The 12551-nt window shown below is 33.5% G+C and carries 16 protein-coding genes; 10 read left to right on the forward strand and 6 right to left on the reverse strand.

Annotated features, from left to right (window positions below; all coding sequences use genetic code 11):
• The first annotated feature begins 11 nt into the window (after positions 1-11).
• Both ABD814_RS05365 and ABD814_RS05370 read left to right on the forward strand, forming a co-directional pair.
• Positions 12-1643, forward strand: a complete 1632-nt coding sequence (locus tag ABD814_RS05365; protein WP_344911106.1) for a DEAD/DEAH box helicase — start codon at positions 12-14, stop codon at positions 1641-1643.
• The gene (locus ABD814_RS05370; RefSeq protein WP_344911108.1) at positions 1621-2397 is read left to right on the forward strand and encodes a YqhG family protein; all 777 of its coding nucleotides are present in this window, start codon (positions 1621-1623) and stop codon (positions 2395-2397) included. Before ABD814_RS05365 ends, ABD814_RS05370 begins: the two co-directional genes overlap by 23 nt.
• Here the strand turns inward: ABD814_RS05370 and ABD814_RS05375 are convergent.
• Together ABD814_RS05375 and ABD814_RS05380 are read right to left on the reverse strand one after the other, a co-directional pair.
• Positions 2363-2593, reverse strand: a complete 231-nt coding sequence (locus ABD814_RS05375; RefSeq protein WP_344911110.1) for a YqzE family protein — start codon at positions 2591-2593, stop codon at positions 2363-2365. The two genes, ABD814_RS05370 and ABD814_RS05375, sit on opposite strands and share 35 nt — an antisense overlap.
• Before the next feature lie 45 nt (positions 2594-2638).
• The gene (locus ABD814_RS05380) at positions 2639-3130 is read right to left on the reverse strand and encodes a shikimate kinase (protein ID WP_344911112.1); all 492 of its coding nucleotides are present in this window, start codon (positions 3128-3130) and stop codon (positions 2639-2641) included.
• Positions 3131-3304: 174 nt separating this feature from the next.
• On the opposite strand from ABD814_RS05380, the gene comGA reads away from it, so the two are divergent.
• Genes comGA through ABD814_RS05415 form a run of 7 tightly spaced genes read left to right on the forward strand, consistent with a single transcriptional unit; the run spans position 3305 to position 7169 of the window.
• Positions 3305-4342, forward strand: a complete 1038-nt coding sequence (gene comGA, locus ABD814_RS05385; RefSeq protein ID WP_344911113.1) for a competence type IV pilus ATPase ComGA — start codon at positions 3305-3307, stop codon at positions 4340-4342.
• The gene (locus ABD814_RS05390; protein ID WP_344911114.1) at positions 4284-5336 is read left to right on the forward strand and encodes a type II secretion system F family protein; all 1053 of its coding nucleotides are present in this window, start codon (positions 4284-4286) and stop codon (positions 5334-5336) included. The genes comGA and ABD814_RS05390 overlap by 59 nt, the downstream gene beginning before the upstream one ends.
• A gap of 11 nt (positions 5337-5347) precedes the next feature.
• Positions 5348-5668, forward strand: a complete 321-nt coding sequence (comGC, locus tag ABD814_RS05395; RefSeq protein WP_344911116.1) for a competence type IV pilus major pilin ComGC — start codon at positions 5348-5350, stop codon at positions 5666-5668.
• Positions 5658-6101: a competence type IV pilus minor pilin ComGD gene (comGD, locus tag ABD814_RS05400; RefSeq protein WP_344911118.1), complete on the forward strand. Its 444-nt coding sequence runs from the start codon at positions 5658-5660 to the stop codon at positions 6099-6101. The genes comGC and comGD overlap by 11 nt, the downstream gene beginning before the upstream one ends.
• Complete coding sequence (locus ABD814_RS05405) at positions 6085-6423, forward strand: hypothetical protein (RefSeq protein ID WP_344911120.1); 339 nt, start codon at positions 6085-6087, stop codon at positions 6421-6423. The genes comGD and ABD814_RS05405 overlap by 17 nt, the downstream gene beginning before the upstream one ends.
• A complete protein-coding gene (comGF, locus tag ABD814_RS05410) occupies positions 6371-6823 on the forward strand; it encodes a competence type IV pilus minor pilin ComGF (RefSeq protein WP_344911121.1) in 453 nt (150 codons plus the stop codon). The genes ABD814_RS05405 and comGF overlap by 53 nt, the downstream gene beginning before the upstream one ends.
• Positions 6792-7169 (forward strand): hypothetical protein, encoded by a 378-nt coding sequence (locus ABD814_RS05415; protein ID WP_344911122.1) that lies wholly within the window; start codon positions 6792-6794, stop codon positions 7167-7169. The genes comGF and ABD814_RS05415 overlap by 32 nt, the downstream gene beginning before the upstream one ends.
• A 29-nt stretch (positions 7170-7198) precedes the next feature.
• Here ABD814_RS05415 and ABD814_RS05420 read toward each other — a convergent pair whose 3' ends face one another.
• The 3 genes from ABD814_RS05420 to ABD814_RS05430 form a co-directional block, all read right to left on the reverse strand.
• Positions 7199-7819 carry an MBL fold metallo-hydrolase gene (locus ABD814_RS05420; protein ID WP_344911124.1) on the reverse strand — a complete coding sequence of 207 codons (621 nt, stop codon included), beginning with the start codon at positions 7817-7819 and terminating at the stop codon, positions 7199-7201.
• Positions 7820-7877: 58 nt separating this feature from the next.
• The gene (locus ABD814_RS05425) at positions 7878-9767 is read right to left on the reverse strand and encodes an LTA synthase family protein (protein WP_344911126.1); all 1890 of its coding nucleotides are present in this window, start codon (positions 9765-9767) and stop codon (positions 7878-7880) included.
• 112 nt (positions 9768-9879) lie between these two features.
• Positions 9880-10839, reverse strand: coding sequence for an ROK family glucokinase (locus ABD814_RS05430; protein WP_344911127.1), 960 nt, complete (start codon positions 10837-10839; stop codon positions 9880-9882).
• A gap of 225 nt (positions 10840-11064) precedes the next feature.
• Here ABD814_RS05430 and ABD814_RS05435 point away from each other — a divergent pair, with 225 nt between their 5' ends.
• Positions 11065-11898 carry a hypothetical protein gene (locus tag ABD814_RS05435; RefSeq protein ID WP_344911128.1) on the forward strand — a complete coding sequence of 278 codons (834 nt, stop codon included), beginning with the start codon at positions 11065-11067 and terminating at the stop codon, positions 11896-11898.
• On the opposite strand, the gene ABD814_RS05440 is transcribed toward ABD814_RS05435, so the two are convergent.
• Positions 11895-12458 (reverse strand): 5-formyltetrahydrofolate cyclo-ligase, encoded by a 564-nt coding sequence (locus ABD814_RS05440; protein ID WP_344911131.1) that lies wholly within the window; start codon positions 12456-12458, stop codon positions 11895-11897. The genes ABD814_RS05435 and ABD814_RS05440 overlap by 4 nt on opposite strands.
• Positions 12459-12551 lie beyond the last annotated feature (93 nt).

Here is a 12551-nt window from a genome sequence, read left to right on the forward strand (position 1 = left end):
TAGGTTAGCTTATGCATATTGAACTAATACGTGACCAAACATTTATCGAACAACTTTTAACTCAACTAGAGGAAAACCAACAATTAGCTAATTGGGATTCATTTAAACGTGCTTATCAAGTTGCAGAAACGTTATTAATTCCTGATTCAAAACAATTGACCGCGCTCAATCAGCTAAAAAATGTTCAGTTTCTCCCACATCAAATTCAAACAGCTAAAAAGGTGATTAACGATATGAACGGGCGCGCAATCCTTGCTGATGAAGTTGGTTTAGGTAAAACAATTGAAGCAGGTTTAATTTTAAAAGAATATTTAACACGACGTCTGATTAAGAAAGTGCTAATTATTGTTCCCGCTTCCCTAGTCAATCAATGGGCTAGCGAATTATACGAAAAATTTTTTATTAAAACGACAATCGCAAAGAAAAATCCAGACTGGACACTAAATAACATACAAATTACATCAATTGACCTAGCGAAAAGAGAACCGCATAGAAGCATAATTTTGGAACAACAGTATGATTTGTTGCTAATTGATGAAGCTCATAAGTTAAAAAATAAACAAACAAAAAACTATCAATTTGTCCGAGCAATTTCTAAAAAATATTGTTTACTACTAACCGCTACGCCGATCCAAAATAAGTTGGATGATCTATTTAATTTAGTCAGTCTACTCAAACCTGGACTACTTGGTGACCAAGACACATTTACAAAAACATATACCCAGGGTTCTAAAACTCTTGATCAAGAATTAAAGAAAGTGATCAAAAAAGTGATGATTCGAAATTTAAGACAAGACACAATCTTAAATACGAAAGCACGTAAAGTTGAAAATGTATTAATTCAATTTACAAAACCTGAAAAAGATTTTTATCAAGAACTTGAACAAGCACCAATTTTTAATCATAATGCAACAAAAATTCTACACTTACGGGAGTTTTGTTCATCAAGAGAAGCTCTTTATCTAACCTTAAATAAATCTGATGCTAAAGATGTTCCTCGACTAATAGAACAGTTAAAGCAGTTACCACATCATGCAAAGGCAATAAAATTGATCGAGCTGATCCAATCAATTGATGACAAATGTATCGTTTTTACTGAGTATCGAGCGACACAAGTTTACTTGCAATGGCTTTTAAATGAACATGGAATCAGTTCCGTTCTCTTTCGTGGTGGTTTTAAACGAGGAAAAAAAGATTGGATGAAACAATTATTTAAAGATCATGCACAAGTTATGATTGCAACTGAAGCTGCTGGTGAGGGAATTAATTTGCAATTCTGTCATCACTTGATTAATTATGACTTACCATGGAATCCAATGCGTATTGAGCAACGAATTGGTCGAATCCACCGCTTCGGTCAAACAAATGATGTTAAAATTTATAATTTTTCAATTGAAGATTCAATTGAAGATCATGTGCTTAATTTACTATATAACAAAATCAACTTATTTGAACGAGTTGTCGGTGAACTTGATCAAATCTTAGCCGATTTAAACCTCCAATCAATCGATACAGAAATAAATCAAATTATTGATCAATCACAAAGTATTGGAGAGATTAAGATTAAATTAAACAATTTGGCTGAAGTAATTCACGAGCATCAACTAGAGGATGATAACAATGACAATCGAGAATCTTCATAAGTTTTTAATTGACTATTTTGAAGCAAATCAGTGTAATGTCGAGGCAGATCAAGATACGCTCACGATTCAGTTAACTGAAGAGATGGACGAAAGATTAATGAATCGCCCTTTTTACTGGCATTATGTCAGAAAACTGAATCAAGAAGGACAGCCGCTCCAGTTAAAATTAACAACGAATCACTCAAAAGCTACAAAAGAAATCGATTATATTTACTTTACGACAGATCGATTCAAAAAAATTGCTGACGACAGTCTCGTGAAAGGACGATTCACTAAACTATATCAACAAACAAAAACAACAAAGCAAACACCGTTATATCCGTGGTTAATTGTCACAATTAAAACAACTTATTTAGGGAAAAATCAATCTGACCATCTTCATTCATATGGGATTCATTTAATTAATGGCACAATCATTGATCAAGCGTTTTTTACTTTACAAAAGAAAGAATGGAGCATGACCGTACCGGATCTTTGTTATCCGATGACCCCACTGATCAAACCGATCAATGGCTTTAAGCGAATTGACTCCTACTTGATTGATCAATTGAAGACAAAAGAGCATCAATGGGCAAAGGAATCATTTCAAAGCCTGACTGAAGAAATTGAGTTATTAGATTACTTTAAAGCCCACAATCCAAGTATGGATGATACTCTCTATCAACAAGAAAAAGTTAATTTAGAATCGATTTATCAGCCAAAAATTAAAATTGAGCTAATTAACGGTGGTCTTTTTTATCTGAAGCAGGATTAGTTTTGACTTGTTTTTTTTGATTATGAGCTCTCAACTGCCTGATCGTGCTCGGAAACAGACCAAACCACTTATGCGAATATGGGGAGTAAACAAGCTGTTTTCTCTCCTCTTTCAATTTTTCTCGCTCAGCCTTCGGTTTCTGATAATGATCTAATGTGAGATCAATGATAAATTCAATAAAAGTCTGATCAGCCATGACTAAAAACTCCTTTTTGTCTTAGCTTTACCGATCGATCAATACTTATTCAAAAATTGAATAAATTTGGTCAACGATTTGATCTACTCCTTGATTATCAGTCTCAATCGTGATCTTAGCAATATCCCGATACAGAGAATCTCTTTTTGTTAGTAGGAGCTGTTTATCTCGTGATTGATCTTGCCAAATCGGTCGATCTTGATCTGCTTGTAACCTTTCATTGATCGTTTCCCAACTTGTCTTTAAGTAAACGACTTGTTTTGTCGATAACCATGCGCGGTTTTCTTGTCTTTCAACAATGCCACCTCCTGTTGAGATGACATAACCTAGGTCAGAGGTACTTGTCAAAACCTGATGTTCTAAATCTCTAAATACGTTCTCTCCATCTTCAGCAAATATAGTCTTAATTTTTTTATTAGCTGTTTGTTCAATTAGATCGTCTGTATCAAGATAATTTAACTTGAGTTTTTTAGCTAATTGTTTGCCGATCGTTGACTTTCCACTACCCATAAAACCTACTAAAAAGATACTTTTCATTAATATTCCCCCTAATTAAAAATATTTTTTCTTGCTCTTATTATAGCGAGTATTTGATAAATTTCATCACAAATTTGATTTTTGCCATGAAAAGATCACCTGTTTTTGTTTTTCAATATTTTACCCATACTTGAAATAAACAATTAGTCAAGATATATTACAGGTGAGAGTGAGGTGAACGTTATCTTTTCAGTTACAACCTATTTAGAAAAATTACTGCTAGAGGCGGTATCAAAACAAGCAACAGACCTGCATTTTTATCCAAATAATGTTCAAACAAGTGTTTATTTCAGAATTCATGGTTTACGCTATCTACAAAGAAAGCTATCGACAAATCATTATCAATCAATGCTTAATTACTTGAAGTTTTCAGCAGGTATGGATATTGGAGAAGTGAGAAAACCACAAGATGGTTCGATTAGCATCCAGCTCGAATCGACTAAATATGATCTCCGTTTGTCTACACTTCCAACGAAACAAAGTGAAAGCCTTGCAATTAGGATTCTTCCCAAACAAACTTCATTGAAATTAATGGAGCTACTCCTCTTTCCAGATCAAGTACATCTACTCAAACAATCAATCATTAAAAGAAATGGAGTTGTTTTACTAACCGGTCCGACTGGCTCGGGAAAAACTACATTACTTTATGCATTGTTAGAAGATTTATTATCTGATCAGGCTTATCAAATTATTACACTAGAAGATCCAATTGAAAAAGAATTAGTTAATATCCATCAAGTCCAAGTCAATGAAAAAAGCGGTATTACTTATCAAGCAGGTTTAAAGTCTGCTCTGAGACATGACCCAGATATTCTAATGGTAGGTGAAATACGTGATCAGCAGACAGCGAAATTTGTCTTTCATGCTGCATATACTGGTCATCTAGTCTTAACTACACTTCATGCGAAAAATGGACTAGGGACGATTCATCGTTTAATTGAAATGGGCATTAAACCTATTGATATTGAACAAAATCTACTGGCGATTGCCTCACTTGAATTGATTCCACTTTTTAAAGATCAAGCGATTGAAAGTCGTCGTGCAATTTTAGAATTATTAGATAACACTTTAATCACCCGTTATTTACACACTTTTGACAAAACAGTATTAGATTATTTAACTTTTAATCAATTAAAAAGAAAGGCAGTCACACATGGTTACACATCTAGCAAGATCCTTGAAGAAGAACAAATCAAGACTCTCGATCAATGAACAAACACTATTCTTAGAAAAACTCGCACAATTACTTGAACAAGATTATTCGATTCTCGATGCGCTCCAAATATTGAAATGGCACCGCAATTGGAGCCACACAATCGATCAATTAATCAACGAACTTAAAAATGGCCGAAAGTTTGACCAAATTTTGCAAGAGCTACAATTCGATCAGCAAATTGTTTCATTCATTTATTTTGCTTTACAACATGGTAATTTAATTGCAGCAATTCAACGGAGCGTTTTATTTGTTAAACAACAACTTCAATTGTTTGGTAAATTCAAGCAAGCGATTCGCTATCCAATCGTTCTGCTCGTCAGTTTTTTGGTTGTGCTATTTTTCATTGATCTCTACGTCTACCCCGCTTTCCTTCAACTCTATTCAACACAGTCACAACCTTCACTGATGTTGTTTGTCTCGATGCGAACTGTTAGTAGCTTTTTTTCTATCCTATACATGTCGATGATCGTCTGCGTTATCACTGGTATTGTCCTAACAGTTATGAAACATAAAATCACGATCCAACATAAAGTTGCCGTTATCAATTTCATTCCATTAACTGCAAAACTAGCTAAAAAGTATTGTAGCTTAACCTTTGCAATCCATTTAAGCTCATTACTTAAAACAGATTTATCATTTAAAAATTGTTTAACACTAATTATTAACCACAATCATGATACTTTACTGAGTTATTATTGTACACAACTCTTAGCTGATCTCAATCAAGGCGTCCGCTTAACGCAAGCAATTAGAAATCGAAACTACTTTGACGATCAGCTAATCTTTATTTTTGATAATCAAACAAATCATCTGATCATGAAACGTGATTTAGAAACTTATTCTACACTGTTACTTGAACAAGCCCAGTCATTTATCCTAAAAATAATTAAAGTGATTCAACCAACCGTCTTAATTATTATTGGTATTAGTGTCGTTCTAATTTACTTATCGATTCTATTACCAATGTTACAACTCATTCAAACAATATAGGAGCTGAAATTATGATTAAAGAAGAAAATGGATTCACACTGATTGAAATGTTGATTGTCTTGGCAGTAATTACCTTGTTATTAATTTTAGTCGTACCCAATTTAGCTGATCAAAATGAGAATATTAATAAAAATAGTGAAGAAACATTGATTAAAATGGCCGAGAATCAAACGCAAGTATATTACATTGAAAAAGGCCGGAAACCGAGTTCGATTAAACAACTCGTTGAAGAAGGTTATCTTTCAACAGATGAAATTGCAAATGGACAGAGAATCCTTATTTATGTTGACGGTGATCCAGATCATATTGACTTTATTGACAATGAAAACTAATCAAACTGGCTTCACCCTAGTTGAAGTTTTAATTATTTTAGCTATGATTCAAGTGATTTGGTTTTTTAGTCTCTACAACTACGACAAACAACCGAGTCAACTAAGTTTTGATCTGTGGTATCAACAGTTTGAATTAGATTTACTTTATTTACAAAAACAATCGATGGCAACATCAAATAACTATGTCATTCAATTTACTCCAGAACAAAATAAATACGAAATTCGTTCGAGCCCTATTGTTCCAGCATTAAAACGAAGAGAAATACCTAGTGACTGGCAACTCTCCCTACCCACATTAGGAAATCCAATCTCTTTTTCCCATACCGGACAATTACGTCGACCGGGAACAATCAGAATCGAAACAAGTAATGAAATGTATTTTATTTATTTCCCATTTGGTAAAGGAAGATCCTATTATGTTCAAAATAAATGAAGAAGGGTTTCTATTAATTGAAATGCTTATTTGTTTAGCACTAACTACAATGATGGTTACTGTTTGTTTACCAATTATTAATCAATTAAAATTAGAACAAAAAATAATTGCAAATCGTGTCGATGTATATCATTATCTCTACAACGAAATTCAAATGATTGATCTAGATCAATTGCCAGTCTCGGAAACAACTGAAGTTGATACAATTGCTTTGAAAATGATATTTTATCAAGAAAATGATTTAATTGTCGGACAAGGAGATTGGAAAAATGTCAAAGATCAATTCGAGCAAGTATTTGTTTATTTTAAACCTCCAAACTGAAAGAGGGTTTACAATTGTTGAATTACTTCTTTCGCTAGTAATTTTAGCGATGATCTTACTAATAACGCCGATAATAACAAGTAATATTCATCATCAACCCCAAACTGAACGGTTTTCAGTTCAACAGTTTTTTCATGCCGCAACAGATGAAGTTCAAGGTAATCAGCTGAGTGAAAAAGATCAATATCGAATTATTCTAACGACGTCAACAAATGAGCAAATTGTTTTGTCAAAATATAATGATACCATTCGACGGCAAGTGAACCGTACTGGCCATGAGGTTCTACTTCGAGACGTTAAACAGTTAGCAATTGAATATAATGATCAATATCTCTTGATCAAATTGGAGATGAAATCGGAGCAAAAATATGAAAAAGTTATTACGTTATTTAGTCAATGATCAAACTGGTTCGACGTTTGTTTATCTATTTTATTTGTCTACAATCATCTTGCTTTTTACAATTGCAATCATTACTCAATTAGAAAATGAACAGACAATTTCAACATTAGAAATTGAACAGTTGCAATTAAATATGATCCACCAACTAACATATCAAACAATGATCAATGACTGGGATCAGATTGATCATTCTGAAACATACACGTATGTTTATCCGAATGGGCGTGCTAAAGTTAGCTTTAAACTTGATAATGAAGCTTTTTATAAGATGACGATAATAGCAACTAGAGAACCTCCATATCAAAAAATAAAAACATATCAATTAGAAATATCCCAAAGTAATTGAGAGAGTTGCGATAATTGCAACTCTCTTTGTCATCCGCGTACAAATGGGTTGTCGGCTTTTTCTTCGCCTATCGTCGTGATTGGTCCATGTCCTGATAAGACTTTGAAATGATCGGGAAATTGATAAAGCTTTAAAATCGAATCAATCAGCTCTGACTGATTCCCACCAACTAAATCTGTTCTACCGATACCACCTTTAAACAAACAATCTCCCGAAATAATTGTTGCTTCATTTTCAAAAATAAATGTCACTCCACCTGGTGAGTGCCCAGGAGTATGAATCACATTAAAGTCGAACCCATCAAACCAACTGCTTCCAAGTTCAATGTGATTATCTGCTGGTTTAATAACGACTTTTCCTAATGGAAAATAACTTGAACTATTTAGCTGAGGTGACATCAACCATTCTTTTTCAGCGGAATGAATCGAGACTGGTATCTGGTAATGGTCTCGGATTTGATCGACAGCAGCAATATGATCAAAGTGACCATGTGTAAGTAGTATTGCGATCGGGCTTAAATCTTGTTCAGTTAAATAATTAATGACTCGATCCGCTTCTGCACCAGGATCAAAAATCAAAGCTTGCTTTTTATTAGCAACGATATAACAGTTTGTTCCGAGTTGACCTAGACTTAATTGATAAAATTGCATTAAATATACCTCCAGTAAAATTAAAGCCCCTTACTACAATTGCAAGGAGCTTTTAACATTAATTTGTAAAGTTATAGAAGCGGAATAGATCACCGTAAATTATCCGATCTGAATAAGATAATTCTAGCTCAATTTGTTCATTTAAATGAGCATATGGATTCACTTCAGTGACATCTAACTCATCTTCTTCATTTAAATTTAATAATTCTTCGCCAGTTTCTCGATCATAATAAATATCTTTTGTAAAAATAAGCTCATTTGAGATGAAACTTCCATCCCTTAAAGCAATATAATCTTTTCGATTAGGCGCAAATAAACTCGTACCAAAACCAATATCTTTAGAATCATCGACACCTAATAAATATAATAATGTCGGTTTAATATCAATTTGGCCAGCTATATCAGAAATGACTTCACCCTCATGTCCTGGAATATGAATAAACAATGGGACACGTTGTAATTGAATGTGATCAAAAGGGGTAATTTCATCTTTATCTAAATAAGTCGCCATTGCACGATTATGAAAATCACTTATCCCGTAATGATCACCCATTAAAACAATAATTGAATCCTCATAAATACCAGCTTCTTTTAGGAGTTCAAAAAATTCCTCGATCGATTCATCTAAATAACGAACAGTTTGGAAATAGCGATTTAACGTTCGAGAATTCGAATCGTATTGTGAAATGGTTGCATCTTCTTCATCTAATTCAAATGGGTGATGATTCGTTAACGTAATAAAACGGGTGTAATACGGTTCAGGCAAAGTTGTTAAATATTTCATTGATTGCTCAAAAAATTCTTTATCTTTTAATCCCCAACCAACACTATTTATTTCATTAACTTCATATGCATTAATATCATAAAAGTGATCGATACCAATATTAGCATACATCGTATTCCGATTCCAAAAGCTTCCTGTGTTTGCATGGAAGACAGCAGATGTGTAGCCTTCATTCGCTAAAATTTGTGGTGTTGAATGAAGTGTATTACTACTATGAGTAAAGTAAGCAGCACCACTTGGTAAAGGATATAATGAATTTTCAATAATAAACTCTGAATCTGACGTCTTTCCTTGCTCTGTTTGGTGATAGAAATTTTCAAAGTAAAAACTATCATCAATGAGTTGGTTTAAGAATGGCGTGATTTCTTCTCCATAAACCGTATTATTAATCACAAAAGACTGGACGGATTCGAGCGCAATAAAGATCACATTTTTACCTTCTGCTATGCCATAGTAATACGTTTTTTCTTGATCTGTTGCGTTTTGATCAACATAGTTGACGATCTCAAATAACTCATTACCATCTGCAAAAACACGTTGAACTTGCGAGTGAGATTGCTGGACAAGATCATAAATATGAAAATTGAACAAACCAATATTTTTCACTAAATACTCTCGATCAAAACCTCGCTGTAGTAGTTGTGGGCGTTCAATCTCAGCTAAAATATAGTTGCCTAATAATAATAATATTGACAGACTTAAAACCAATTTCTTTTGCTTGCTGACAAGGTTAACTGCTAAATCTGTTCGATCTTTCTTAGTCAATCGCCAAATGATAACTAAATCAATGAAGATGAAGATATCTTGGACTCGTAGTGAGGCAAATGTACTTGAGCCTAGATCACCTGCATTACTTCCTTGAAATAGGACTGGCAATGTCAAAAAGTCACCAAAATTACGGTAGAATAATAGATTAAAATACAAAATAAGTGTCCCGAGCAAACTTACATAGCGAATGTACTTTAGTTGTTTTGATTCTTTTAGCCATACAGTTATTCCAAATACGAGAAAAGCACTCACAAAAGGATTAATAAATAAGATTAATTCTTGCATTGTGTTTTCCAAATTTAGATTAAAAAAGAATCGATAAACTAAATATGTTTTCGCACCAAAAAGAGCAGTAACTAAAACATATAAATCTAATTTGTTTCTTGTAGTGAACATTGTAAGAAGCCCCCTTGAACTAAAAACATTTCTCTTTGTCTACTAATTATCTCACTATATAACTAGACGGAATAAATTTATAAAAAGTTACAATTCTTTATAACTAAATTTCCTAAGCTTGGTTTTGCTTAACTAAATACGCCCCTCCAACGATCCCTGCATCATTTCCTAATCGAGCGATTTCAAATGAACTTCCTTCATTGGAACGTGGTAATGCATACTTTTGATAAGCTTTTTTTAATGGGTTTAATAGTGCATCCCCGGCTTTTGAAACACCACCACCAATTAGGATTTTTTCAGGGTTAATGATCGTAGCAATATTCGCGATCGCTAAACCTAATTGATCAGTGATTTGTTCCACAACTTCAACAGCACAAGCATCATTGGTTTTATATGCATCAAAGACATCTTTTGCCGTTAGTTTATTTTTTTTGTTAAAAATTGTGACTAAAATAGAATCTTTAAATTGCTTGATTTTTTCTTCTGCAATTCGACTAATACCAGTAGCAGAAGCGATCGTTTCTAAACAGCCTTTTCGACCACAATTACAACGATATCCACTTGAATCCATTGTCATATGACCAATTTCACCAGCCGTACCATTTACACCACTGACGATTTTACCATTAACAATAATGCCTCCACCCACACCAGTTCCTAACGTCACCATCACTAAATAGTTCGAAAGTTCACCAGAACCTAACCAGTTTTCTCCTAGTGCAGCAATATTTGCATCATTTTCAATATAGACAGGTAAACCAGACAGCTCATGTAATAAGGTACCTAGAGGGAAATTTTCCCACCCTAAATTAACCGCTTCTGCTATATCTCCCGTCTCAGCGATCACAAAACCAGGAGCACCTGCACCAATACCGATTAATTGCTGATTCGATATCTTATGTTCTGATAACTTTTGACTAATCGATTGCCAAATATCAGACGGAATTTGATCTGCCTGATCTTTTATTTTCGTTGGAATCTCCCATTTATCAAATATTTCACCTTGTTCAGTAATGATTCCTAATTTAATTGACGTACCACCAATATCCACACCTAATAAATAATTTTGCATTAAAAGTTCCCCTTTCAACTATGTAATTATATCGCATTTCAGCAAAATAATAATTTAATACTGTCTTTATACAGTAAAATAATTATTCATTCACAAAACACGATTCCAAATTAAAATTTTTATATTTAACCTTAATATTATACTAATTCTTATCATTAATTCATAGTTATAATTAACATTAAAAAGACAAGCTTGCGCTAAATTTGCAAACCTGAGGTGATGTGTATGCGTAATTTTATCGTCTTATTCCTATCTTTTATATTAATAATCATTATGGCGTACCAATTGAACCAATTAACGATTACGACATTGAATTATTTTCCGATCGATTCAGAAGCTACATTTTCAGAAACTGCAACAAAGCTAACAGTAAACCGATCTGACAATGAGCGGTCCATTTTGACTTGGGAAATCGTATCATCACATGAACTTAATTCCTATTTAAATCAAGATGTCGGACTGCTTTTTAAAGATGGTCAACTTGTTAGTGTTCAATCAAAGTGGAGTCAAACAACGTCTCAACTCAGTCAAAAAACAGACTTACTCGCCCTGCCTAATAGTCTATATCAAGCAATCAGTTATCACTATCTTGAACTCCATCATCCTGCCAGTCAAATTATGAGTGCTAATCAGATGTCAACAGCACAACTTTACGTTACTGATTCTGATAGTTTTCAAACTCCAAATACAAAACAAGAAAAGATGGTTGCTGATAAATTAATAAACAATACGAATAAAATATTAGAAAAAAATTGGTCTGAGTTAATTGATTACTATCAGATTGATCCAAATCTTTATTATCAGATTCCACTGATTAAACTGACACAATATCAAAAGACACCATTACCCGGCTTAACAGAAGCTGATTCAAACCGTGTCATTGCACAACTTTGGGAAGGATTGTATAAAAATTATCTTCTGCGGATTCGTGAACAACAAATTAATGGTGGCTTTATGCCATTAATCTTGTTAGCCAAAAATCATCAACACTTATACGTCTTATTTACTGACGATCAAGGTAATTATGAACAGCTGATTCAAAAATTGAATATTAATTAATCATCTGACTGTTGTGAGACAAGCAATTGCTTTACTGGCTGATCGAATGGTTCATTTTTAATTTTGCTAATCATTTGACCTTGCCAAACCAAACTTACCGTGTTAGCTGAAAAATCAGCTAAAAATCGATCATAATAACCTCCACCATGACCAATTCGATAATGACGGTCGTCAAAAACAACACCTGGAACGATTAATAAATCAATTGCTTGTTTATTAACTCGGATTGTTCTTGTTTCGATAGGTTCCATTAAGTTATAAAATTGAATCGCTAGATCATCTTTTGTTTCAATCTGATAAAAAGTCATCGATTTATCTGTTGGATTACATTTCGGAACGACTACTCTTTTATGTTCTTGCCAAGCTTGCTCAATAATTGTCCATGTGTCCCATTCATGTTCTAAGCTAATTGTCACACCAATTGTTGATGCTTGCTTCCATTCTGTTTGTTGAAATAATTGCGCATGTAAATCTCGATTTATTTTAGCTCTTTGCTCAGTTGACAAAGCATTCAATTTTGCTGAAAATTTTTTTCTCAATCGTTTTTTTGAATCAACCAATTCGATCACTCCTCGCAATTCAATTGAGATAGGGGGAGGTGACTAACCTCCGTCCCTCTCACACCACCGTACATACGGTTCTCGTATACGGCG

Source organism: Amphibacillus indicireducens, assembly GCF_039539605.1.
GTDB lineage: Bacteria > Bacillota > Bacilli > Bacillales > Amphibacillaceae > Amphibacillus > Amphibacillus indicireducens.